Below are 23,847 nucleotides of genomic sequence, written 5' to 3' on the forward strand. Positions count from 1 at the left end.
TTCACTGTCAAGATAAAGGCTTTCGATTGAATGAATTAGAAAGAATGTTACTCAAAACGGTCATGCGTGACACCACAAATAGGACAGACATCCGGCAGTGACGAACGAACGCAAATATAGCCGCAAACCTGTAATTACAGGAACAAATAAGATCCCTATCCCGGACATAGTCCGCGACGGACAAACGGCAAGAACAAAACAAACAGACATAACGATCTTCATTGACCAAAAGATTTTCCGACAAGGCATCCGTCATGTCAGCATCCAGGTTAAAAAAACAGCCGCGACGTTTGGCAGGCGTTTCCCGCAGGGCATTGACTGCTTCTTCGCGTAACCATTATTTCTTAAAAACTTCCCGTAATTGATCCGGCTTGTAACCGACAACAAAATGATTTTTATTCATGATCAGGGTGGGAAAACTTTTTGCCGGATTAACCTTGGCAATGTCTTCCAACGCCTTTGCTTTCTCTTGCGGGCTGAGTGTGTCAACGATGATTTCCCGGTGTTTAATCTTGTTTTCCTTCAAATAATTCCTTGTTTTTCTGCACCAACTACAGGTTGATAATGAATAAAATTTCAAAGCATCCATGGCGTCACCTTTCTTGAAGTGTGATTTCATTACACCGGCATTTAAACATCAATGAATTCCGGCTCCGGATTATTTTTCAGCCTGTTCCAACAAAACCTTAAAAGCCTTACTGGCTTCCCCGAAATAAAGGCTGGTATGCGGGAAAGGAATCTCAATGCCGGCATTGTCAAATGCGTTTTTCAGCCGCTTACGGTATTCACGTGCAACCTCCCACTGTTTAATCGGTCTGGTTTTTACACGCGCTTTAATCACGACAGCCGAATCGTCAAATTTGTCTACACCGAATATTTCAAGCGGCTCAAGAATCATTGATTTGTACTTTTCATCATCGAGCATAGTTCCGAGGACATCCGTCATAATCTTAGAAACCCGATCCACATCCTCTTTGTAGGCGACACCTATATCAAACACGTATGCCGACCATCCCAAGGTCATATTTGAAATCGTTGTAATCGATCCATTGGGGAAAATGTGCACCACACCGGAAAGATCACGCAACACGATGGTCCGAAGGTTGATTTCCTCAACCAATCCTCCGGTCCCGTTAATAATGGCAACATCACCCAGCCGGACTTGATTCTCAAGAATGATGAACAAACCGCTGATGAAATCCTTCACCAAACTTTGCGCACCAAAACTGATCCCAAGTCCCAAGACACCGGCGGTGGCCATTAAGGGTCCGATATTAATTCCCAATTGCGAAAGCACGATCATGATTGCCATGCTCCACAAAGCAATATAGAGGGTTTTTCGCATAACACTCACCAGTGTCATAATTCTCTTTTTCGTCTCTTCTTCATGGGCTGGTTTCTTATTCAGCTTAAGTCCGAAAAGAAGCCGTTTGGAAAGCAAATGCTCTAAGGCACGCAATAAAAATTTTAAAATAATATTCAATAAAAGAAATAACACCAATGTCAGTAAAATCCGCGGACCCGCCATTATTAAAAATTCCAAAAAATCCGCGGAGTATTTTGTCAAATCAAACTTAAATGTTTCCATTCATCGCTCTCCCTCATCCGTCTCTAAAGTAAACGGTTTTTTTTCGTTGAGTAAAAATAAATGCATGCTGTGACGTTCATCTTTGCTGCGAACCTGAAAATTGATTTCCCGACAGGGTTCTTGGACAGACAGGTTAAAATAAAATTTTCCCGTCGGCAAGGGTAAAATGGTTTCTTCGTCCGTTCCCGGCTTCAGATAAACATACAGTTTTTCCGGAGATGTTTTATCCACACCACCGTCTGTTGTTTCGTGAATCCTGTACATCCTAAAATCAATCTCAACACTTTGAGTCCGGTCTATTCTTACAGTATAATCTATTTTTCGCGCAAAAGGCGCGCTGCCCGAAACCGGCTGCAAAATGGGTCTGCGGGACAATTGGCGTCTTCTTTCTTCGCTCCCGGTCCGGACATAAATTTGTTTTTCCAGCTTGTTTTGCCGGACTGTTAAGCGATGTAAAAAACAGGTCTCCGGTTGATTGCTTTTCCGCATATAATCCACCAACATCATGTCCGACCATTCGGACATGATTTCTACGGCGGGTGTCTCCAAAGACAGTTTGGTGTCCTTGGCAACAAGCAGGGACGGAAGCAAACAACCTGCAAGCACAAAATACACTACTCGTTTTACCCAATCTGTATTCATGAATTGCCCCCTGTCTTACATCCGGCGGTCGCAAACATTCCGCATGCAACGTTTTTAGACATTGCTTAAAGAAATCAATGATTCGGAAATTTTCTCCAAAATTTCCTTTTCAAATGTTTTGCGCTGCCATTGACGTACACCCTGCAACGCTTTTTCAAGCCGGGCGGATCCTGCCAATTGTTCGAGACTTTGCATGGGCCATAATAAAGCCGGGTCCAGAGCGAGCCGTTCACCTTTGGCCATCCGCCATGACTTTAACGCTTTGAATCTGCCGTTATACTCATCGCTTTTTTTCCGGTAAACGTCTCCGTTTTTTTTTGACGGGAGCGGGACCGGAACCGCTTGTTTTCCTTTTTGCAAAGCCTGTTGCAGTGCTTTTTGTCTTTTTTGATGGAAAATGACGGCCATTCCTTTTGTTTTTTTTAGGTCGCTATCCGGTTTTTTTGCCAGCACCAAAAGGACATCATCTCCCAAAACCCGAAACGGTGTCCGGTCGATCTTCCGGCACAACCGGTCCCTAAATACAACCAGTTCTTTTAAAATTGCGCGCTGCTTTTCATTAAGATCTTTGCATCCTTTTACAGACCAAAACAACGCTTCCGCCGGGACCGCCGTATCTGCTTTAATTTTTTCCAAAAGCCGTTGCTCCTCTTCGACCCAGGAAATACGGCCGGCTTTTTTCAATTGTGAAGCAAGCACTTCATAAAGCGGCAACAACAAAGCCACGTCATTCGCTGCATAGTGAAGCGATTTTTTCAAAAGCGGACGCATTGTCCAATCCTGCCGTTGCAGCGTTTTGCTCTTGGTCAACGTGATTCCCATAAAATCAAGCAGCACATTGGACAGACCCCGCCTGGTCGAGCCGAGAAAATGCGCGGCGATTGCAGTATCAAAAATATTTTTAACTTTGAACCCATAGTCACGGTCCAATGCCCGCAAATCATTTTCGCAGGAATGAAAAATCTTTAAAATTTTCGCTTGCCGCAAAATTTTACCCAGTTCTGAAAGATCATGAACCGCAATCGGATCAACCAAATAAACCTGCGTCAAACTGGCAATTTGAATAAGACATATTCTTTCCGGGTAACGATGGTACCCATTGCTTTCCAAATCAAAAGCAATCGCCGATTGCTTGGCAAGCGTTCGGGAAACCTCATTCCAGCGTGTTTGTGAATCAATGTACTCAAATGCCTCGGTGTCGAAAACATCTTCCGGTTTAGGGGATATCGTGGGTACGTACATATTATGTCAACACGACTTGCATGCGCGTCGTGCCCGGAATTCTTTGAGCGGCAACGAAGCCCAGCGTTTGCCTTTTTCAACAAGATACGCCTCAAGTTCTTTAAGATCCGAAAAGAAAATATCATGATCCGTCGCGCTATTGACACCGTGGCACTCTGTATCTCCGCTTTCATCCCAGCCGTAATCCCGGCAAATTTGCGGACGCTCTTCGTACATCCCGCATTTAAAATCATCCTGTAAGTGCTTACATTTATTATTCACTTGCATATACCATTCTTTGTCCTCAATAAACAGGGCAATACTTTCGTGAGCAATGTACCATCGTAAGTGATCATAATCCTCGAGCGTCCTCGGCGTGTCGATCTGTAAGGCAAAATAGCGGCAGCATTGTCCCTGGCAGCTGATACAATCAAGTGCCGCTGATTTTTTTTTCACTTTGGTTATGGGCATGGTTTTCCTTTCTAGTTTAGATTAGAGAGCGCAAGTAGTGCCTCTTGACGAATCATCCGGTCTTCACTTCGGCTGAGCGCTTGAAGTTCGAAACGAACGGATACATCTCCGATATCCCCGAGTGCTTTAATCGCCGTGATACAAATATCCTTATCCCGGTCATGGGTGGCTTTTATCAAGGCGTCCAGAACGGCCTTTGAATCAAAAAAGGCCAATTCATCGCAAGCCAAACGGCGAATTTCAGAATCATGATTTTGTGTCGCCAGGATTAAGGCTGCTTCCGCCCGACTGCCTTTGACCCTCCCCAAGGCAATAACCGCTTCCCGGCGAACACGCTGATTTTTATCCTTAAGCTGTTTTTTAAGCAACCCGGCTGAGGGTCTGTGCTTCATGCGCCCGATGACTTTCACCGCTTCCTGACGAACACCCGGGTCGGAATCAAGCAGACATTTTTGGATTGCCGGCATAATTTTTTCAGGGCGAATATACCCTAAAGCTGTTAACGCGCCAATCCTTTTATATTTGTAAGGATCCCGCAAGGCTTTTTTAAGCGCGGGTACCGCCGGTTTTCCAATCATCGATAACCGCTCAATTGCCGCCTGACGGCGATGGTGTTCACCGGCCAATTCCCGGATAAGCTTTTTTATCTTCTGTTTTTGCGAATCACGCTCTGCCGTCGGCGTGAAATGCGGAATCAGTTGGTTGATAAGACTCTTTTTTTCTTCCTCTGTGACCGGGATATCACCTTTGCCACTCTGTTTTCCTTTACGAAAATAGCGTTCATAAAATTCATTGTGCTTATCATCGGTTTGCGTTCTCTGATAAGGGGTTGGTGCAACAGTAACTTGAAGAACCGGGGTTCTTTTGGGCACTTTACCGGACTGGGCTTGCGTGGCATTTTCCCATCGATCCGGATTTTCCAATTCATAGGCAGTGCGCCCCTTTTGCGTACGGGCTTCACCCTCCCCGACCCAAAGACTTATACAGGTAATCAATCCGAATATCATGATCGCAGCGTGATAAAAATCCACGGGCTTACGCCCGTGGTATTTTTGTCGGGAGATGTTCGCCTTCGGCGATATTTTTACTCGCTTCATCAATGGACTTACGTCCATCGTGTTCGCGCTAGCACGATAATTCCTATTATTTATTTTAAAAAACATGGCATTCCCTAATTCGCTTATTCGGTTTCTTCCGCTTTTACCGGCTCACGCGGGAGTTCGGGACTGAGAAACCAGGCATGGACCCAACCGGTGGCCGCACCAACCAAAGCGCCAATCACCCCGGCATAAAAAAGCACAACGCTCATCGCCGTGATTGACGGAAGATTTTCAGGTGCCTCGGATGTTGCAGCATGCGTGTTAACCGGACGCAAACAGCACAAACAGATAAGCAAAACAGCAAGCACCAGTACCCGTGATCGTTTTTTTTTCTGAATACCCAAAGCATGCAATAGTGACACAGCGTTTTCCTCCTTGCAGCTCCTCATCCTCTGCTGCTTTTTCCAACTAAACCCTTTATCACCTTATTTTCATCAAGTTGCAACAATTTTTCCAGGGAAATCGGAAGCGTCACACTCCAATTTTCATTTCCAACCGTACCCGGTCGATTAATCCGAAAATCCGAGGAATCCTTGCCGTCGAAAATATCCGTCAGTGTAAGCCAATCCTGCAATAATTGTATACTAAAAATAGACACCGCAGCATTGGCTTTGGCAATGGTTTTTTCAGCAAATTGGCGACTCACTCCAGCCGCCGGCTCACCCTCCATACCAATATGCTGCCAGAATTTTTTCTTTTCCGTCGCTGTTTCATTGAACATTCCAATAAAATCCTGAATCTGTTCCCGGGGCTTACCCATTATTGCGATAAATTGTTCCAACCCCCGCATCTCTTCTTTCCAAAAAATCCGCCCTTCTTTGGTGCGGGTCAAATCAAATAGTTGTGGAATAATATGATCCGCATCCACCCCCCGGTCTTGACATTTATAACGAAATCCCTTCTCGTCAACACTGCCGGCCTCGGATTCCCACCAGCCTTTTAAATCCACCATATCATGCGTGGAGATGACCGCAATTGCATTGACCCGATAGTCCTGATCTTCTTTGTACGCATCACCCTTGCCCCACCAACGTTGCCAACGCTGCACATCCATGCCAACAAGTCCATATTCACGCAGTGTGCGATAAGAACAATCCGGCACAGTCCCGAGGTCCTCGGCACAGGGAAGCATCGCTGTATTTTTCAGCATAACATCCAATAGTTTCTTGCCATGCGCTTCCCAAAGCGCTTCGCTTGCCGGATCAAATGCACCGTGGTGAATCGCCGGATCAATCGTCCATATTCTAAAAATACCCACAAAATGATCAATACGATAAAGTTGGTAAAAATATTCGGCATACTGGAGTTTTTGCACCAAATAATCATAGTGATTCTCCGAAATTTCCTCCCACTGATATGGCGGCATGCCCCAATTTTGACCATCGGCAAAATACATATCAGGCGGAGCCCCGGCACTTAAGTGCAGTTTAAAATAGCTTTGATTGGCCCACACATCCGCACTGTCCCGCGAGACAAGAAACGGTAAATCTCCCATCAAGAGAACATCTTTTGAATCTGCATAGTTTTTTATTGCTTTCATCTGCAAAAACAACTGCCATTGCAACCACTGATAAAAATCCAGCTGTTTTTTACCATCCGAATCCACCATGTCTATCTGAGCAGCATCGTACGTACGTCTGGACTCGGGCCACTCCCACCAGGCCTTTTCCTGATGACATCCCTTATAATATGTAAAAAGCGCATAGGGTTCCAACCACGCCTGATTTTTCTCTTTGTACGTGATAAAATCAGCTGCCGGATTTTGGGTATACGCTTTATAAATTTCATACAGCAAGGCTATCTTTTCACCCTTAACAGCGTAGTTGACACGGGGTAAACCTGCTGGAAAATTTTTTGTCAAATTATCCAATTTATCCTGAAACAGGTCGAGTTGAACATCCGACAAGGATGGAAGGTTCAAATACATGGGATCAAGTGCAAACATACTGCGCGCGTCATAGGGTGTAAAATTATATCCAGTATCATTTATGGGCAGCAATTGGATAATTGAAATATCCGTTTTCCGGCACCAATCAACCAACAATTTCAAGTCCGGGAATTCCCCAATTCCCAAACTATTATTAGAATAGAGGGAAAAAAGCGGGACTGCCACCCCGGCCCGTCTTTTCAAGCCTATTTTTTTCCAATGGTCTTTCGAGGGTGTTTCCAGCATCCATTGGTAAGTATCCTGATCAAGTGAATTTGACATAAGAACTCCTTTTAATAATTTGCATCCATGATGACTGGATATTATACATAATCTTACTTCAAAAAAGAGAGAAAAAATCATCCGATCGAATGCTTTTTTCTTCATGCAAAACTTTAAGCCTGTCGCCAATCACGCTTTAAAAACCGATCTTTTAAACGTTTTCTAGAATCTACTTTAACTTCTTGACATCCCCAGGGTTCTGTGAAAAAATTGCCGGAAATTAATGCGGAGGAATTGTTTGTGAAGATTTCATTGTCCTGGCTCTCGGAATTTGTTTCCATAAAAGACATCACACCAACAGAACTTGCACACCGTCTTACTATGAGTGGTTTGGAAGTTTCAGGTATTGACGATCAGTCACAGGGATTTGAAAATGTCGTTATTGGCAAACTTATTAGTATTGCACCCCATCCCAATGCGGACAAACTAAGCCTGACTGAAGTCGAAACAGCAAACGGTATTTTTCGTATTGTCTGCGGTGCGAAAAACATCTCTCCGGGCATCATCGTACCGGTTGCGCTGGTGGGTGCCGAGCTGCCAAACGGGCTCATCATTAAACAAGCTAAAATCCGGGGCGAAGAATCCAATGGCATGATCTGCTCCGAATCTGAATTAGGCTTGGCGGAATCAAGCGAAGGCATCATGCATCTTCCGGCCGAGACTCCCCTGGATGCCTCCATCACTGAATTACTCAAGAGCAATGACACTGTCCTGGATATCGAGGTCACCCCGAATCGTTCAGACTGTCTCTCGCATTTTGGAATTGCCCGGCATCTTTCCGCGATTTTAGACCGGCCTTTGCGCCTGCCGCCGATCTCACTGTGTGAAAACAATACATATGCCAGTTCAACCATGAAAGTTACGGTCGAATCCAACTCCGGCTGTTATCGCTATTGTGCCAGAATTATTACCGACGTGACCGTAGCGCCTTCGCCTTTATGGATGCAGCGGCGTTTAGAAAACGTCGGAATTCGTCCGGTCAACAATATCGTGGATGTTACCAACTATTTGTTGATGGAGCTCGGGCATCCTCTGCATGCTTTTGATTTGGAAAAAATTTCCGGAAATACAATCATCCCCCGCAAAGCCCGTGCACATGAAAAAATAAAAACATTGGACGGGGTTGTTCGTGAATTGTTGACGGATGATCTCGTGATTGCGGACGCCAAGCAGCCGATCGCTCTGGCCGGTGTGATGGGAGGACAAGAGACCGAAGTTACCCAACAGACCCATCAGATACTCCTGGAGTCAGCCTGGTTCGACAGCAGTATTGTGCGGAAAATGAGCCGCCGTACCGGATGTGTCTCTGAGTCATCGTATCGCTTTGAGCGCGGTACAGACCCTGAAAACGGCCTCTTGCTGGCCATTGACCGTGCCGCCCAGCTCATTGCGGAATTTTCCGGCGGTCATTTGCAAAAAGGGATCGTTGATGATTACCCCGCGAAAATAAAAATTCGTACCGTACCGTTGACCCTTGCCCGTGTCTCAAAAGTGCTGGGAATGCAGATCGAAAGCAAGCAGGCTATCAGCGCACTTTCCCGCCTCGGTTTTTTAACCGAACCGGGTCAGGTTCCCGGAACGTATACCATACGCATTCCCAGTTTTCGGCATGATGTAACCATTGAAGAAGACCTCATTGAAGAAATTGCGGAAGTCATCGGCTATGATAAAATCCCTGTTTCCAACCCCTGTATGCCGCTTAAATGTTCTGTGCCTGATCCTAAACGTGATTTTTTACAAACCTGCCGCGATTTGGCGGTGACCGCCGGATTAACCGAGACGGTCCAGTACAGTTTTCATTCACCCTCACATTTTGACTGGCTGCGGTTACCGGATAATCATCCGTGGCGTAAAACCGTCACTTTAAAAAATCCCATCAGCGAGGCGCGGTCACGTATGCGTCCTGCACTTCTTCCCGGCCTGATTGAAACGGTTTGTCATAATCAGCGTAGAGGCCAAGAACGAATTTTCCTATTTGAAACCGGCGCGGTATTTATTCCCAATGACAATGGCCCTTTGCCGCACGAGCCTAAACATCTGGCTGTGGCAATGACCGGTCCGCGCCACCCCATGCACTGGCAATTGGGTAAAAAACGCATTCCAGCTGATTTTTATGATCTCAAAGGCATCTTGGAATCACTTTTCACTCAACTATATATGAAGGCCAAGCTCCGTTTGCGTGCCGAAAAGCTTCCCTTTTTACACCCCATGATCAGTTTTACACTGCATGCTCCAGACGGCAATCAGTTAGGCTGGGCCGGCGCGTTGCATCCTGAAGCACAGAAACACTATAAGCTTAAAGATACGTTGTTCATTGCGGAGTTGGATCTCGAGGCCCTCTTCCCCTGGTGGAATAAAAAACCATCTTTGCAGCGTCATTCCCGATTTCCGGTTGTAAAGCGGGATATTGCACTTGCTGTTTCTGATTCCACACAAGCAGGCGACGTGATCAAAGCTATTTATAATGTCGGGCGTGATCTTGTACGTGACGTTGTCCCTTTTGATCTCTATACCGGTGAAGGCCTTCCCGAAGGAAGCAAAAGCCTGGCTTTTTCTCTCACTATGCAATCATTTGAAAAAACCCTGCAAGATGAGGAAGTCAATCAAAAACAGTCCGAGATTGTTGCCCACCTGCAAAAAAAATTCAAAGCGCAGCAACGATAATGCCGGAGGAATGTTAGCATGTCGACTCATGAATGGACACAATTGGTCCAGCGCGTTGATGGTCTTATCAACGAATTAAAAAAAGCCCGAAACGAGGCCGCTCAGTGGCGGACCCGAGCCATTGAATTGGAACGTCTCAAAGATCACAGCAACCACGACACCACGCTGCATGCCCAGGCCAAAGACCGGGAACTGGAAAAATACCGCAAAGAAAGAAAGAAAATGCTTGCCATGGTGAGCAAACTGATAGCAGAATTAGATGCGGCACAAAATTCAATTTCGGAGCAGGAAGCCAATGGCTGAGGAACGCAAAGCAATTAAAGTCAATATTTTTGGGAGCGAGTACTCGATTCGGGGCGAAGCTGACGAATCCTATATACAATCCCTGGCTGCTTATCTCGATGAACGCATGAAGGAAATCGCCCAAAGCACACATTTAACCAGTCCGCTTAAAATCAGCATTCTGGCCGGCATCAATCTGGCTGATGAGATTTTCCGGTTGCGCGAACATTCACAGGGTGTTGGCGGCAAAACCAGCCGTGCGTTGGCTGACGAGTCTCATTTGGCAAAATCAATCGCACCGGAAGCCATTGCCGCCCTGGCACGACACATCCAGTCCGCATTGGAGCAGGAATAGTCCTTCCCCATCCCGACACGATTCCAAATTTAATGACCCGCCGGTATTTATATCTTTTTTTAAATTTGGTGACCAACCAGATCCGGTTTGTCTGTTTGCCCGGAGTGTAGACGTGCAGGATGTTTGATTTTGCTGTGCACGATGCGCGACCCATTTTCACTGTTTTTTTTAGTGTGTGTACTTTGGCTGTCAACCTTTGTCGTGCCGGATATTTTGGTCAATTTGGCAAAATGCCGCACAACACCAACAGCCAGCACTGTCGGCAATACAAAACTTCCGGGCATAAACAGAATAACCGCTAAACTCATTTTAAATATTTTTTTCAAAATAATGATTACCTTTCTTTCGCGACCTGCCGGCACTTCCATGCATAAACACCCATAGGCTTAAATACATGCTATATAATTTATCCGCCCATACTTAACATCCCGACCGGATATACCAGTAACGGGATTTTCCTGTTTGTCTAAAGTCCCACTGGAAAAAAACCAGCAAAACCAATACCAGCTAAATTACAGAAGCGCACTGTTTTCTATTCACCCGGAGTTCTGATTTTCAAAGAAAAACCGAAACTGTATCCGCACGCCAGAGCCGGATTTGACGATACTGCTCCCTGCTGTTCACCTAAACTCGCGGTGCGTCCTGCATCCGGCATTCGCCGGACAATTTTTTTCTTTAAAAACCAGAACTCCGGGCGAGCCGGTTAGCTGCTATTTAATTAGTCGATCCTGCAAACAAAACAGACCTGTGGGTATTGTTGAACGAATATGCTGCAGGGGTATGGCCTGATAGACTTATTTAGCGGCTAGCAGTTCATTATAGGCGGTTATTTCCATGTCCCCGTAATATCAAAAAGGCCCCTTTGCAGCATATTCGTTCAACAATGCGCACAGGTCTCCACCGATAGTAGGGAATGGTCGCGACCATTCCCTACTCAAACGATTAATCGCTAAAAAAGTGGTCAACGAGGGCGAGGTATCACCGTATCATCCGAATCCCGGCAGCGTACTTGCTCAATCGTTTGCCCAGGCTTCATCGGGAAATGAATTCCAATTTGACTTTTTCAGGATCGGCGATTTAATTAAACAAAAATATATTAAGAACAAAAGAAATGTCGTTCAATTGCTTGAGGTGGGGTTGCCGGATCAATCCAGTGCATTCTTTTTTCAGCTTTGAACCATGTCAACTGGCGTTTAATATACCGGCGGGTGTCACGTTTGATGAATTCCACCGCCTTTTCGTAGGTGTATTCCCCCAAGATATGTTTTATTAAATGCGAATATCCCAATGCCTGCATGGCCGGTGTTTCAGGCGAGATCCCTTTTCCCAACAATTGCCGGACCTCATCCAACCATCCTAAGTCCAACCAACGCTCAATTCGCTGTTCAGCCCGCTGGTACAGCATATCACGCGGGACATCCATTCCCAGCCAAAGTGCGGATTTGTTTTCAGTTGTAGTTGCTTGTTGCTTGATTTTTGATGCCGGCAACCCTGAAAGATGCTGGATTTCCAAAGCACGAATCACGCGCAATTGGTCCGAAGGATGAAGCCGGATGGCTGATTCCGGATCAACTTTAACCAGCATGGCATATAAATAAGCATTCCCTTCATTTTTCGCCGTTTGTTTCATTTTTTTTCGAAAGGTCGCGTCCGCCGGCGGCAAAGATGCCAACCCATCAATCAGCGCGCGTATCCACAAACCAGTGCCGCCGACCACTAAACAAATTTTTCCGGAAACATGAATGGTGTGCATTATTTTTTCCGCCGCATTGGAAAATTGGTCGGCGGTCATGATTTTTTCAGGTTCTATCCTGGATACCATATAATGTTTAACCGCTGACAATTGTTCACCACTGGGTTTTCCGGTCCCGATATCCAGCTGTCGATAAATTTGGCGGGAATCAGCGGAAATAACTTCACTTTCCAGATGCTTACTCAATTGAATTGCAAAATCAGTCTTTCCGGAAGCTGTGGGACCGGCGATCACAATAATCCTGGGATTACTTTTTCCGGACCCCGGCAACTGCACTGCCATCAGGCATAATCCCGTTTGAATATTTTATCCAATTCATTCCATTTAAGTCTGAATAGAAAAGGTCGGCCGTGCGGACACGTCGGGAGTCCGGGCAATGCCAATGCCTGAGAAACCAGATGATGCATGGTCTCTGCTTGCATACGTTCACCGGCTTTCACAGCTGCTTTGCAGGCCATCTGATGCAGTGTTTTTTCCCGCAGTGACTCCCGGGACTGCTTCCGGCCGGTCTCCAGGATTCCATCCAGCACTTCTTTCACCAGTTTGATCAAATTCGCTGCCGGAAGAGCTGCCGGCTGGGTCTGAATGGTAAACGTATTTTTACCAAATACACTGATTTCCAAACCCAACTCACTAAAAAAATCCAAATAATTTTCTAAAATCGCGGTTTGGGATGCTGAGCATTCAAAGGTAAGCGGCAAGAGCAGACTTTGCCGGGGAAAAACACTATCAGCTTCCAAAAACTTTTCATACAAAATCCGTTCATGCGCAGCATGCTGATCAATCAGCATAAACCCTACTTGATCTTGGGCTGCGATATATGTTTTTCCGACTTGGCCGATGATCCGCAGCTCTTGGGAATCATCTCCCGGCGAGGGTTCTTTATGTGTTTTTTCCGGCAACTTGGTAAAATCATCCCCCTGTGTTTTGGGATGGCGATGCAGGTAGGTTGCCACAGATTCTTTGACCTTGCCGGCAGACCACCCCAATTTCAACGATTCATTCGTATGAGAATACCGCGATGAGTGCGCCGGGCCGGTTTCATTGACCAGATCCAGGACACGTCCTCCGGAAAGGTCACCGGTTTTTAATTTTTCCCGCAGCGTACGGTAGACAAAATCATGGATCGCTTTTTCATCGCGCAGCCGCACTTCGCGTTTTGCCGGATGAACATTCACATCCACCAAATGTCCGGGCATTTCAAAAAAAAGAAACGTTACAGGAAAACGCCCTTCAGGTATCAAAGTCCGATACGCCTGGATGACCGCATGCGCAATTCCCCGGTGATCAACCGGGCGTTGATTTATAAAAAAGCGCATTCCCTGACGCGTATTTTTATGGTCTCCGACTCCGCCGATACTGCCCCGCATCCAGATACCACCGGCTTCACCCTCAATGTCCAGCATTTCGCGGGGTAAACTTTTTCCATAAACAGCATAGAGTCGCTCTTGCATCTTTTTTGTTTTCGGACAATGAAACAGCTCTCGCTGGTCCACCAAAAGACGAAAGCGAATTTCCGGGTTGGCCAATGCTGCCAGTTCTACGGCTTGGATCGCATGGGTTTGTTCGGTGTTTTTTGATTTCATAAAATGTTTTCTTGCCGGTGTATTAAAAAACAGGTCCTGCACGATTAAATCAGTCCCCACCGTACAGGCAACTGGTTTTTCCAGGATGACGCACCCGCCTTCCAAGTTTAACTGGAGACCGATCTCCTGAAGCCGGGTGCTGGTTTTCATTTCAATTCGCGACACCGATGCAATGGATGGCAATGCTTCACCGCGAAATCCAAATGTATTGATTTTTTCCAGATCCTGCGCAGCTTTTATCTTGCTGGTGGCATGACGTGAAAAGGCAAGGACGGCGTCCTCCGGTACCATGCCATCCCCGTCATCTGTAACCCGGATCATTTTCATCCCCGCCTCTTTGAGTTCGACGGTAATGATTTCGGCTTTCGCATCCACCGCATTTTCCACGAGTTCTTTCACCACGGACGCAGGACGCTCAACCACCTCCCCGGCAGCAATAAGGTTGGCAACTTCACTGGAGAGTAATGAAATTTTAGTACTGATATCTTGTGATGCCATCATTTTCTTCCTTCCATTGTTATTGCTTAATGCCGATATTGCACCGGCGGCGGCGGCGGCGGTGGTTGGTAGTGCTGATAGTGATGATATTGTACCGGCGGCGGTGGTGGTTGATGGTGCTGGTAATGATAGTATTGCACCGGCGGCGGTTGGTAGGGCCGGTAATGCATCGGTGGTTGTGACGGTCTATTTCGATAAACCGGCAAGCGGCCTTTGGAATTGAAATGGGTATCATCTCCGGCTTGAGATACATCCACAACAAACAACGCAGCTTCCCTTTTTTGAAAAATAGTATCGCGTATATCCCGGCAATTTTCCGCCAATGCCGGGTCCAGAGCTGCCGCCTGCGCCATTGCCCTGTCCCCTCTGTCATCCTGACCCGCCCAATAGCAGGTCATGCCAAGATTGTAATACAACCAGGGATTTTTATCATCATACGAAATGGCTGCCACGCGTTTTTTAAGCGCAAGTGCATAATGCTTCGTGGCTGTCAGGACATTGGCATAAAGGGTCAGGATTTCTTCATCATCCCGCTGCTTACGATATGCCGCTTCCACAGAGTAGAGTGCCTGCGCATACAACCCTATTTCCAAAAGTGCACCGGCATGCAAGCGAAGTAACTGCGCGTTTCCCGGAAGATAGTCCAGGGCTTTTTTGAATTCTTTGGCGGCTTCCATATAATTTTCCTGATTCATGAATTGATTCCCAAAATCACTATGCGCGGTGGCACGATGGTAATTTTGTTCATCCTTTTCCAAAATCCCAATTTGGGTGATCCCGAGTAAAAGCAGCCAGACGGTAACCGGCAGTATGATGGTTTGCCATTGCTGTTGCCGCAGTCGCACAAAAAATGAATTCAACGCGACTCCTGAAAAAAGAAAAAATACCGGCATAATTGCAAAGCGGTTTTCAGAAGAAACGACCGTCCCCACATTAGTGAGCAGTACCACGAAAAAAAGTCCGTACCAGGGCAGCAATTGTTTCCAGCGCCGACGCATCCAAAGCATCCCGATTACACCCAAGGGAAATACCACAGCAAAAGAAACCCAAGGCCACCGCAAAACGCCCACACGCTCGCGTACACTATAATAATTCAGACTGGTGGTATATTCGTAGTGATTGAAAAACATCAATAATTTATCCACTATGATCTTTTTCCAATGATCTTTGTCGGACATAATCTCCCGCCAGGTCTGCCAAAACCAAAACCGATTTGATTCTCCATACGTCATGGGTCGATTCGTCATCTGTTCCGCCCGTTCTTTAAAATACGGAATCTTTTTTTTTGCTGAAAATTTCATAGGGTCCAAGGGTTTATGAAAACCCGTGGCTTGCCGTGCATTCCCAAGATAAAAATTCACACCCCCTTGCCCCGTAGTGAGCATGAGCTCGTTAAGTATGCTGTAATTCCGTATGGTTGCAGGTGAAATCATGACGAGCATACTGCCCAACAGCAAAACACTTTTGAAAACTTGTTTGCGCCATTGACTCTGCGCAGCGTGATGCAAACCTATCCAGACCACCAAGGGAAAAACCATCCAAATACTCGCCGGTCGCGTCAGTACCGCCATCCCCAGCAAAGCTCCCGGCAAACACCAGACCCATGGCGATGTTTGGCGCAATGCCCAATAGGCGGATGCCAGCACCAATAGCATAAACAAGTGAATCAGCGAGACGGCCAGCAATGTTCCGGCATAAAAAAGTCCCATTCCGTAAAACGCATTCAAGCCTGCCGCAATCAGGGCTACCGGACGGTTAAACAGGTGCTTGCCCAGCAAGAATAAAACAACACTGGAAAATACACCCATTACCATTTGAACAACAATAACCGCCAAAGGTTGAATCCCTGCCAACCGGTAAACCAGGGCGATTAAAAAGGAGTAAAAGGGCGAATCGGTATACACGCCGGTTCCTAAAATTTCCCCTCCGAGAATGGATTTTGCCCATTGGTGATAATGATCTGAAGTGCCGATCGGCTGAAAAAAAAGATCATTTGAAAAGACCTGCCGAAAAAAGAAGAGTTGAACCGCCAAACTCACAAACACCACGGCACCCAGCAGCCAAATATCCCTGCGGCCAACTTGTGGTTTCATTCGCGATAAAAACTGTATCATTCTATTTTCTAACATTAAACCATTCCCTGCCGGTTACCAGTGATAGGAAATTTCCACGCGCCCACCGCCGGGTAGCCAGGCAACCGAAACGCCCATGGCGTCTTGCCGGTCGACCAAGTAACCTTCATTTCCTGTAATATAAATTTGTTCTTCAAAATAGGAGGTCAGGATTGTGGCCGCAGCCCAGGCAGTAAAAAAACCGCCGGCTTCCCACCAGTTTTGATTAATGGCCTGACCAACACCGGGAACCATTGATGCCATACCGGTCCACATCGCAGCGGTCCGGTCGTGGTTTTGGGCATACTGTTTGTTCGTGGCATGCAGCATGGCGTAAGTCATGATGCCGTTACGGAGTAATAGTGAAGAAAAATAAAGCGGCATAAACGATTCAGCACCGGTTTGCTTCTTCCGGGTAAATTCCAGTTGGCGGACTGTTCCAAATGACACGGTGGCGGCCAGGAGCAGCAAACTGCCTTGAAGATAATCCTGATTGATCATCTGCCCGGCACCGGGGAGCAAAGAGGCGGCACCAATCCAATAGGCCTCTTGATCCTCGCGTCCCCGGTCCATCGCAGTCAGCATGGCTTCACAGGTTGCATAGCGCTTGAGTAAAAAAAACGTCCCTTCGTGCAACAGACGCAAGTCCTGCATCTGTTCCTGCAAAAAGCTTTCTTGATCCACCGACGGAAAGTGATCTCCCTCACCATAAAACCCACTCTCTGCGTATGCGTGGTTTCCGGCACTTGCCGAAAAGGTGATGAAGATAACCGCAAACAACAGTATGTGTTTATAAAATCGCATGTTCATCTCCTGATGACGATGTCACGAAGGGATTATTGATTTTCTCAAAACCAATGGTGGTTTCAGGACCATGACCTGGTAAAACCCGGACAGTATCCGGCAACTTAAATAATTTTTTCTGAATACTGTCGATAATCCGCGCAGCGTCTCCCCCCGGTAAATCCGTACGCCCGATGGATCGTGCAAATAATGTATCACCGGAAAACAGCAAATCGCCGTGATGCAGGCAAATTGACCCGGGTGAATGCCCCGGCGTCTCGATGACGGAAAAAACCGTCTCGCCCAGCGTAATCGCGTCTCCCGCTTGCAGATAACGGTCCGCCGGTGGAGAGATAATTTCCAAACCCAATCCTTTTGAAAGATTCGCAGAGGCATCTGTAAGCATTTTTTTATCTGCATAATGGATCATCAATGCCGCAGCTGTTTTCATTTTAAAAAATGCATTGGCTCCAATATGATCGGCATGCCCGTGTGTATTAATGATTGCCGTCAGATGAAGTCCCACCGCTTGCAAAACATCCCAAAGCTGCGGATCATCACCACCCGGATCAACAATCAGGGCCTGCCGGGAATCGGTTTCCCAACAAAGATAACAGTTGGTGGCAAGCAGCCCTACTTCAAACGCCCGTATTTGCAAGGCTCCCATTACGTCCCAAAACTCCGCACAGCATCTTCCACTGCATCAAATGTGGAAAGGACATTAAAAAATTCGAGCAGTTTGAAAATATCATCTACTTCCGGTGTCAGACAGGCTAATTTCAGATCACCGCCCTGACGGCGAAGCTCCTTGAGCTCACCAATAAAAATACCCCAACCGGCACTGCTGATATAATCCACCCGGCTCAAATCCATAATCACTTTGAATTGCTTTTTGGCGATCACATCCTCCAGCGCCCGGCTGACCGAACGGGACGTATCCGTGTCAATCAACCCGGTAACACGAATAATGGCAATCTCTAAATTGGCGCCTTCGTAATCAATATTAATTTGAACACCGTGATCCATTGTTTCCCCCCTTCAAAACTGCTTTGTGCCTTATTGTTGTTCCGCCTCGATGGCCGATTGCATGTTTAGTTTCCGTAAATTTTCATACTCTATTACCAGGGTGTTTAAAATAGTTGTCTGCTCCGAAGCTTCATTTCCCATCCCGGACAGCATGTGTGTGCATTCCTGCAGTACGTTATCCAGCCGCTCCAGGAGCTTATTCATGAGGTGGCTGTCATTGCTGGACTCAACGGTAATGTCCTTGATACGCCCCACAACTTTGTCCATCGCTTTGACCTCGTTGACGATATGCATAAACGTATCTCCGACGGCATAGACCACTTTAATATTTTCTTCAAGTTTATTGGTATTGTGCATGGCATTGATCGCATTGGCGGTACGTATTTCAATCTCGCGAATCATCCCGCCGATTTCCTCAGTCGCTTTTTTCGATGATTCCGACAGTGTTCGGATCTCGTTGGCCACAACGGAAAAACCTTTCCCCGCTTCACCGGCACGCGCCGCCTCAATACCGGCATTCAAGGACAGCAGTTCCGTGCGACGGCTAATCGCCGCGATGGTCGTGATGAATTGACTCACATGGCGCGACATTTCATTGAGTTCCTGAATAATTTGAGTGGATGAACCCATGGTACTTTTTAATTCACTGATCGCCCGTATTTCATGACCCACACTTTTAATCCCGCCACTCGCGGTTTTGCTGGTCGCCGAGGTATCCTCCGCCATCTCCACGGCTGACAAATTCACTTTTTCCGCAGCAATTGCCAACGCACGATTAATCTTTATAATTTTTTTAAGTTGATCCAATGCCGTCGCCACTTTGTCCTGGAGTACCGAATATTTTTCCAACACTGCGCATAGGGGGCGGGTGGTCTTGGGAGAAAGTGCTTTTAGCGGCTGCATCTCTGCTGTCATCTTGTGTGAAGATAAAGCGCTTTTTTCCAGTTGATCCATTTTTTCAGATATAAGCGTGAGTTCCTGCTCAAAAGCCATCAAAACATCGTCCTTGGCCGGACCGCCTATACGTCTTCCCATAAGGGTATTTTTAATTAAATATGAAAGGTCGGCAAATATTTTATTTATAATAATATAATGTAAAAAAATTGTAGTTATCGAACTGATCAATAAAACACATAAAATCAATAAGAAAATATGAATCTTATCAAAAAACCGGAGCGAAAGGAGTGCCGTCATACATCCCATTGCCATCCCGGAAACGACAGATCCCCAAATTTTAATATTAGATAGTGGCATGATATTCATAACAACCAAAGTCTACCATATTATTATTCCGGAAACCGCTCATTTTTCACCTTTTTAGCCTGGCACGGCGCTATTCCATCGTATGATAAACTTCACTTTAGGCCAGAATTGCCTCCGCCTCTCATTGGCACAATTTTTTAGTCACAACTCGGAACAGCTGATTTTGTCCAATCAGGCAGGGGGATGATCCAACAAATCCTGTATTCCTGGAAAAGGTGATAGAATCCGTTCAAATACACCAAGCGATTTGGCAATCACCAATCCATAATTAGCGATCGGGACACCCGCTTCCTGCGCCCGTAAAATCCTGGTCAGAACTTCCCTGCGATTGGTCATGCAGGCACCACAGTGAATGATCAGTCGATAAGAAGATAAGTCTGCTGGAAAATCATGACCCGCTTCATGCTCAAATAAAAGATCACCACCCACATATTGCATCAGCCATCTGGGTATTTTCACACGTCCGATATCCTCACCGATCGGATGATGGCTGCAAGATTCCAGAATTAAAATGCGGTCGCCGGGTTTCAGGTGATCAATTGTCTGCGTCCCTTTCACAAACGTTTCCAAGTCCCCTTTCCATCGCGCAAAAAGAACGGAAAATCCAGTCAAGGGAACCGAGGCCGGAACATCTGCATTGACCTTCAAGATCGCTTGCGAATCGGTGATAACAAGTTGCGGCGGATGTTTAAGATTATCTAAAAGATCCAACAACTCACGTTCCTTCACCACCAGCGCTTTGGCATCACAATCCAGTACTTCACGAATCACTTGTACTTGCGGGAGAATTAATCGTCCTTTGGGCGCTTCAAGATCTACCGGCACAACCATAATCACCGTATCACCCGGGCCGATAAGGTCCGCAACAATCGGGAGGTCATTGAAAAAAGATTCCGGTGCATGATCCACAATGGCTTTGCGCAAAATATCAATACCTGTACCGGTTTTCGCAGAAACCAAAACCGGGGTTTCATTATTTTCCAGGGACTTTCCGACCAGATCCGAAGCCGGGGATCCCAGATCAGATTTATTGATGACAACAATAAAAGGTATTTTTCTTTGTTTCAATTGTTGAATGACTTTGTGTTCGGGCTGGCCCCATTGTGTATCCAATACGACAAATGCCATATCCACGCGATCCATGGCTGCCATTGTTTTTTCAATACGCTTGTTACCGAGCGATCCGGTATCATCCAAGCCTGCCGTGTCTAAAAAAATCACCGGACCAATCGGTTTGAGTTCAATGGGTTTGCTGACAACATCGGTTGTGGTGCCGGGTATCTCCGATACAATTGCAACGTCCTGGCCGGTGACGGCATTTAAAAGTGTCGACTTCCCGACATTCCTTCTTCCGAAAATGCCGATGTGCATCCGCATGCCTTGGGGGGTATCCTGCATTTTACGTGTCCTTTCAAGAGATGACGATATCCGATATGATACGGCATCCTGTCCAAAAAAGAAATTCCAAACTCCCCGAACACCTATTTAGCCATTTTAAGCATAAATAATTACGATAAAAAGCCTGTTTTAAAAGCAAAAGAGAGCACACCGACATTTTTGTAATATATTATTGATAATTTACTAAATAGTATTATCGGCGTTTTGTCAATACGTCTGACTTTTTGCGCTCCGGCGCCAGCGGTCAAACAAATCCACGCAAGCATCGCGCAAGATATGCTTCGTAATTTTCATCGGACTTCCCGAGAGTGCCAGCATTTTAGAATTGGAAATACGCAACTCGCGAAAACCGGATTTTTCTGCATCCGCAATCCCCGCACCATAAACAATGCGCGAAATTCCCGCCCAGTGACACGCGCTAAAACACATCGGACACGGTTCGCACGTCGAGTAAATTGTCGTGCCCGGCAAATGAACCGTTTGAAGTTTCTTGCACACCTTGCGAATTACTTCAACCTCGGCATGTGCTGTAATATCCTTATTTTTCCATACTTTATTGTGACTTCGCGCCAGGACCACCCCGTCTTTTACAATACAGGCACCAAAGGGTGTTTGGCCTTTTTCAATACCCGCGATCGCACTTTTGATCGCCTGTTGCATAAACACAAAATCATCTGATTGATTATTCATGTTCCTTTTTCCCTTTCCGAATCGTGCCCAGTGCATTAACCGCTTCCGGCGTAATGAGTGCCTCACACGCTTCCAACGAAAGCCTGGTTATTTTGTGAGCAGCTGTTATAAAATCACAATTGTTGTCTTGCATGTGTTTCGCAACCTCGGTCGCTTTGTGATATCCCACCACCGGAACCAAAACCGTTGCAATGGCCCGGCTGCGAATCGCATGTCCACGGCATTGCTCTTCATCAGCCGTAATTCCCTTCACACATTTTTCCGCCATGAGAAAATTCGCATTCCCTAATATTACCAGCGACTCTATCATATCCAGCGCGACCAATGGAAGAAAAGCATTTAGTTCCATTTGGCCGGATCCCAGTGCCCAGGCAACAGCATGCTCATGCCCGGAAACCTGGATGGCAACTTGCGTGATCATTTCCGCCATCACCGGATTAATTTTGTTCGGCATAATTGACGAGCCGCTCTGGACTGCCGGTAAATGAATTTCCCCGATCCCTCCATCCGGCCCCATTGCCATCATTCTCAAATCTCCGGAGATTTTCATTAAATTCATTGCATGGGTTTTTAGCATGCCCATGACTTCAACCAGAGCATCCTGATTCTGGGTCGCCTCTAATAAATTTTCAGCTCTTGATAGCGGTAAATCAGTTATGACTCGCAATTCATCAGCTACTCTAAAAACATAGTCCTGCGGAGCCCCCATTCCCGTCCCTATGGCTGTTCCACCCAGATTAATAACCCGAATTCTCTCAGTGCACTTAAAAATCCGCCATCGATCCCGGCTCAAAACTTCAGCCCAGGCACCAAAACTCCTTCCCAGCGTCATGGGAACTGCATCCATAAGCTCAGTCCGGGCAATTTTGATACATTTTGCGAATTCTTTTTCCTTCTCCTGAAAGGATTCCTGTAAAATCGTTATATTTTGTTCTAATTTCTTCAATAGTCTAAAAACAGCTATTCTAAGAGCTGTTGGATAGGTGTCGTTTGTGGATTGATGTAAATTAACATGCTCCAAAGGATCACACTTTCTATAATCACCCTTTTGATGTTTCATTATTTCAAGCGCACGATTTGCGACTACTTCACACATATTTAAATTCGTACTCGTTCCGGCACCACCTTGATAGGCGTCTACAATAATGCTTGAAATCAAATCATTTTCCTCAATTTCCCGACATGCTTTTTCGATCGCCTCAGAGATATGCCTATCCAGGTAACCAAGCTTATTGTTTGTTACTGCACAAGCCCGCTTTACATTTGCAAATGCAATAATGAGCTCTCGGGGGATTTTTCTGCCTGAGATACTAAAATTCTCAAAAGCGCGTGCAGTGTGAATTCCCCAATACTCATCCCCGGGAATTTCCCGAACTCCTAAAATATCCTTCTCTATTCGACTTTCCGTCCCCATAATAACATACCGCCTTTCATCATTTGCTGAAACACCACTTTATTCGTATCTTGTTTAGCACGAACTATGATATATAAATACTGTTATTACAATAATTTATTTAAATACATAAACAATAGTATTGTCGGCTAGGATGGTGTCTCCAACGCTTCTTTTACTCCTTAAATATCATTATGCCTTGTTGCATGACAAATACCCATAAATCATATTTTTAATTCAATTGCTTATATTTCTGTTCAGATATATACCCCACAACTCACAAAACCAATAATGACAATTCTTTGTATAGGATTTAAAAAAATGTACAATCCATTAAGAAGCAATGTACTATCCATTCCTGAATTTTGCTGTTTTTATACGGAACACATCTTCAACAAGAATTGTCCTTATTTTATAAATACAATAAACATATAAAAACACTATGTTACACTTTGTGGTACACTTAAATATTCCAAATTTTATCACCCAAAAAAGCTTGTCACTCTATTAATATGTTATGCCGTTTGGAGTGTTCAATTAATTGCATCAAATACTCCGATTTCTATTCATCATAATTAATATGGATGCTTACTTTAAACAACAAATTATTTCATCCGGAAATATTATTTTGCCGCATAAGTGGTATTTAGGAACACTTAGGCTCTCTTGCGGACAAAAATTGTCATTCTAAATACAGATTGGCAGAGAAATCATCCTCCACTTTAGACTCGTGATAAAAATTACAAGCAGAGAAAACCAAACGTCCTAATTACATAAAAAAAACAGTTCCTTAGCCGTGAACAATTGCAACCTA

The 23,847-nt window shown here is 45.7% G+C and carries 23 protein-coding genes; 3 read left to right on the forward strand and 20 right to left on the reverse strand.

Features of this window, described 5'->3' with window-relative positions:
• Window positions 1-7 precede the first annotated feature (7 nt).
• The 9 genes from K8S19_11365 to malQ form a co-directional block, all read right to left on the reverse strand.
• The gene (locus K8S19_11365) at window positions 8-310 is read right to left on the reverse strand and encodes a hypothetical protein (GenBank protein MCD4814276.1); all 303 of its coding nucleotides are present in this window, start codon (window positions 308-310) and stop codon (window positions 8-10) included.
• Window positions 311-337: 27 nt separating this feature from the next.
• The gene (locus tag K8S19_11370) at window positions 338-589 is read right to left on the reverse strand and encodes a glutaredoxin family protein (protein MCD4814277.1); all 252 of its coding nucleotides are present in this window, start codon (window positions 587-589) and stop codon (window positions 338-340) included.
• A gap of 69 nt (window positions 590-658) precedes the next feature.
• Complete coding sequence (locus K8S19_11375; GenBank protein MCD4814278.1) at window positions 659-1,528, reverse strand: mechanosensitive ion channel; 870 nt, start codon at window positions 1,526-1,528, stop codon at window positions 659-661.
• A gap of 60 nt (window positions 1,529-1,588) precedes the next feature.
• The gene (locus tag K8S19_11380) at window positions 1,589-2,230 is read right to left on the reverse strand and encodes a hypothetical protein (protein MCD4814279.1); all 642 of its coding nucleotides are present in this window, start codon (window positions 2,228-2,230) and stop codon (window positions 1,589-1,591) included.
• A gap of 54 nt (window positions 2,231-2,284) precedes the next feature.
• A complete protein-coding gene (locus K8S19_11385; protein ID MCD4814280.1) occupies window positions 2,285-3,472 on the reverse strand; it encodes a hypothetical protein in 1,188 nt (395 codons plus the stop codon).
• A 6-nt stretch (window positions 3,473-3,478) separates the two neighbouring features.
• Entirely contained in the window at window positions 3,479-3,922 is a 444-nt protein-coding gene (locus K8S19_11390) for a YkgJ family cysteine cluster protein (GenBank protein MCD4814281.1), read from the reverse strand.
• Between the two features lie 11 nt (window positions 3,923-3,933).
• Complete coding sequence (locus tag K8S19_11395) at window positions 3,934-5,019, reverse strand: HEAT repeat domain-containing protein (GenBank protein ID MCD4814282.1); 1,086 nt, start codon at window positions 5,017-5,019, stop codon at window positions 3,934-3,936.
• A gap of 83 nt (window positions 5,020-5,102) precedes the next feature.
• Window positions 5,103-5,384 carry a hypothetical protein gene (locus K8S19_11400; protein ID MCD4814283.1) on the reverse strand — a complete coding sequence of 94 codons (282 nt, stop codon included), beginning with the start codon at window positions 5,382-5,384 and terminating at the stop codon, window positions 5,103-5,105.
• 23 nt (window positions 5,385-5,407) lie between these two features.
• Complete coding sequence (malQ, locus tag K8S19_11405; protein MCD4814284.1) at window positions 5,408-7,231, reverse strand: 4-alpha-glucanotransferase; 1,824 nt, start codon at window positions 7,229-7,231, stop codon at window positions 5,408-5,410.
• A 240-nt stretch (window positions 7,232-7,471) separates the two neighbouring features.
• Here malQ and pheT point away from each other — a divergent pair, with 240 nt between their 5' ends.
• From pheT to K8S19_11420, 3 genes are read left to right on the forward strand one after another with little or no spacing between them, the layout of a single operon-like run.
• A complete protein-coding gene (pheT, locus tag K8S19_11410) occupies window positions 7,472-9,895 on the forward strand; it encodes a phenylalanine--tRNA ligase subunit beta (GenBank protein MCD4814285.1) in 2,424 nt (807 codons plus the stop codon).
• An 18-nt stretch (window positions 9,896-9,913) separates the two neighbouring features.
• The gene (locus K8S19_11415; GenBank protein MCD4814286.1) at window positions 9,914-10,198 is read left to right on the forward strand and encodes a hypothetical protein; all 285 of its coding nucleotides are present in this window, start codon (window positions 9,914-9,916) and stop codon (window positions 10,196-10,198) included.
• Window positions 10,191-10,532 (forward strand): cell division protein ZapA, encoded by a 342-nt coding sequence (locus tag K8S19_11420; GenBank protein ID MCD4814287.1) that lies wholly within the window; start codon window positions 10,191-10,193, stop codon window positions 10,530-10,532. The genes K8S19_11415 and K8S19_11420 overlap by 8 nt, the downstream gene beginning before the upstream one ends.
• A 59-nt stretch (window positions 10,533-10,591) precedes the next feature.
• On the opposite strand, the gene K8S19_11425 is transcribed toward K8S19_11420, so the two are convergent.
• The 11 genes from K8S19_11425 to K8S19_11475 all read right to left on the reverse strand — a co-directional run bounded on the left by K8S19_11425 (window position 10,592) and on the right by K8S19_11475 (window position 23,054).
• Window positions 10,592-10,900, reverse strand: coding sequence for a hypothetical protein (locus K8S19_11425; GenBank protein MCD4814288.1), 309 nt, complete (start codon window positions 10,898-10,900; stop codon window positions 10,592-10,594).
• A 728-nt stretch (window positions 10,901-11,628) separates the two neighbouring features.
• Window positions 11,629-12,567, reverse strand: coding sequence for a tRNA (adenosine(37)-N6)-dimethylallyltransferase MiaA (gene miaA, locus K8S19_11430; GenBank protein MCD4814289.1), 939 nt, complete (start codon window positions 12,565-12,567; stop codon window positions 11,629-11,631).
• Window positions 12,567-14,372 carry a DNA mismatch repair endonuclease MutL gene (mutL, locus tag K8S19_11435; protein MCD4814290.1) on the reverse strand — a complete coding sequence of 602 codons (1,806 nt, stop codon included), beginning with the start codon at window positions 14,370-14,372 and terminating at the stop codon, window positions 12,567-12,569. Before mutL ends, miaA begins: the two co-directional genes overlap by 1 nt.
• 23 nt (window positions 14,373-14,395) lie before the next feature.
• A complete protein-coding gene (locus K8S19_11440; GenBank protein MCD4814291.1) occupies window positions 14,396-16,498 on the reverse strand; it encodes a glycosyltransferase family 39 protein in 2,103 nt (700 codons plus the stop codon).
• 18 nt (window positions 16,499-16,516) lie between these two features.
• The gene (locus tag K8S19_11445; protein MCD4814292.1) at window positions 16,517-17,284 is read right to left on the reverse strand and encodes a hypothetical protein; all 768 of its coding nucleotides are present in this window, start codon (window positions 17,282-17,284) and stop codon (window positions 16,517-16,519) included.
• On the reverse strand, window positions 17,271-17,921 hold the full coding sequence (locus K8S19_11450; GenBank protein MCD4814293.1) for an MBL fold metallo-hydrolase: 651 nt from the start codon (window positions 17,919-17,921) through the stop codon (window positions 17,271-17,273). Before K8S19_11450 ends, K8S19_11445 begins: the two co-directional genes overlap by 14 nt.
• 8 nt (window positions 17,922-17,929) lie before the next feature.
• On the reverse strand, window positions 17,930-18,289 hold the full coding sequence (locus tag K8S19_11455) for an STAS domain-containing protein (protein MCD4814294.1): 360 nt from the start codon (window positions 18,287-18,289) through the stop codon (window positions 17,930-17,932).
• A gap of 30 nt (window positions 18,290-18,319) precedes the next feature.
• Window positions 18,320-19,324, reverse strand: a complete 1,005-nt coding sequence (locus K8S19_11460) for a hypothetical protein (GenBank protein MCD4814295.1) — start codon at window positions 19,322-19,324, stop codon at window positions 18,320-18,322.
• Between the two features lie 399 nt (window positions 19,325-19,723).
• Entirely contained in the window at window positions 19,724-20,950 is a 1,227-nt protein-coding gene (gene hydF / locus K8S19_11465) for a [FeFe] hydrogenase H-cluster maturation GTPase HydF (GenBank protein MCD4814296.1), read from the reverse strand.
• A 207-nt stretch (window positions 20,951-21,157) separates the two neighbouring features.
• Window positions 21,158-21,610 carry a nucleoside deaminase gene (locus tag K8S19_11470; GenBank protein MCD4814297.1) on the reverse strand — a complete coding sequence of 151 codons (453 nt, stop codon included), beginning with the start codon at window positions 21,608-21,610 and terminating at the stop codon, window positions 21,158-21,160.
• Window positions 21,611-21,632: 22 nt separating this feature from the next.
• Entirely contained in the window at window positions 21,633-23,054 is a 1,422-nt protein-coding gene (locus K8S19_11475) for an aspartate ammonia-lyase (GenBank protein ID MCD4814298.1), read from the reverse strand.
• Window positions 23,055-23,847: the final 793 nt, after the last annotated feature.

It is taken from the genome of bacterium (assembly GCA_021108215.1).
Lineage (GTDB): Bacteria > Oederibacteriota > JAAXVQ01 > JAAXVQ01 > JAUVAV01 > JAIORK01.

Bases quoted from the DNA above. Each gene is read 5' to 3' on its own strand.
- K8S19_11370 (MCD4814277.1), bottom strand. From the start codon at position 589: ATGGATGCTTTGAAATTTTATTCATTATCAACCTGTAGTTGGTGCAGA.
- K8S19_11375 (MCD4814278.1), bottom strand. From the start codon at position 1,528: ATGGCGGGTCCGCGGATTTTACTGACATTGGTGTTATTTCTTTTATTG.
- K8S19_11380 (MCD4814279.1), bottom strand. From the start codon at position 2,230: ATGAATACAGATTGGGTAAAACGAGTAGTGTATTTTGTGCTTGCAGGT.
- K8S19_11385 (MCD4814280.1), bottom strand. From the start codon at position 3,472: ATGTACGTACCCACGATATCCCCTAAACCGGAAGATGTTTTCGACACC.
- K8S19_11390 (MCD4814281.1), bottom strand. From the start codon at position 3,922: ATGCCCATAACCAAAGTGAAAAAAAAATCAGCGGCACTTGATTGTATC.
- K8S19_11395 (MCD4814282.1), bottom strand. From the start codon at position 5,019: ATGAAGCGAGTAAAAATATCGCCGAAGGCGAACATCTCCCGACAAAAA.
- malQ (MCD4814284.1), bottom strand. From the start codon at position 7,231: ATGTCAAATTCACTTGATCAGGATACTTACCAATGGATGCTGGAAACA.
- K8S19_11415 (MCD4814286.1), top strand. From the start codon at position 9,914: ATGTCGACTCATGAATGGACACAATTGGTCCAGCGCGTTGATGGTCTT.
- K8S19_11420 (MCD4814287.1), top strand. From the start codon at position 10,191: ATGGCTGAGGAACGCAAAGCAATTAAAGTCAATATTTTTGGGAGCGAG.
- K8S19_11425 (MCD4814288.1), bottom strand. From the start codon at position 10,900: ATGGAAGTGCCGGCAGGTCGCGAAAGAAAGGTAATCATTATTTTGAAA.
- miaA (MCD4814289.1), bottom strand. From the start codon at position 12,567: ATGGCAGTGCAGTTGCCGGGGTCCGGAAAAAGTAATCCCAGGATTATT.
- mutL (MCD4814290.1), bottom strand. From the start codon at position 14,372: ATGATGGCATCACAAGATATCAGTACTAAAATTTCATTACTCTCCAGT.
- K8S19_11440 (MCD4814291.1), bottom strand. From the start codon at position 16,498: ATGTTAGAAAATAGAATGATACAGTTTTTATCGCGAATGAAACCACAA.
- K8S19_11445 (MCD4814292.1), bottom strand. From the start codon at position 17,284: ATGCGATTTTATAAACACATACTGTTGTTTGCGGTTATCTTCATCACC.
- K8S19_11455 (MCD4814294.1), bottom strand. From the start codon at position 18,289: ATGGATCACGGTGTTCAAATTAATATTGATTACGAAGGCGCCAATTTA.
- K8S19_11460 (MCD4814295.1), bottom strand. From the start codon at position 19,324: ATGGGAAGACGTATAGGCGGTCCGGCCAAGGACGATGTTTTGATGGCT.
- hydF (MCD4814296.1), bottom strand. From the start codon at position 20,950: ATGCAGGATACCCCCCAAGGCATGCGGATGCACATCGGCATTTTCGGA.
- K8S19_11470 (MCD4814297.1), bottom strand. From the start codon at position 21,610: ATGCAACAGGCGATCAAAAGTGCGATCGCGGGTATTGAAAAAGGCCAA.
- K8S19_11475 (MCD4814298.1), bottom strand. From the start codon at position 23,054: ATGGGGACGGAAAGTCGAATAGAGAAGGATATTTTAGGAGTTCGGGAA.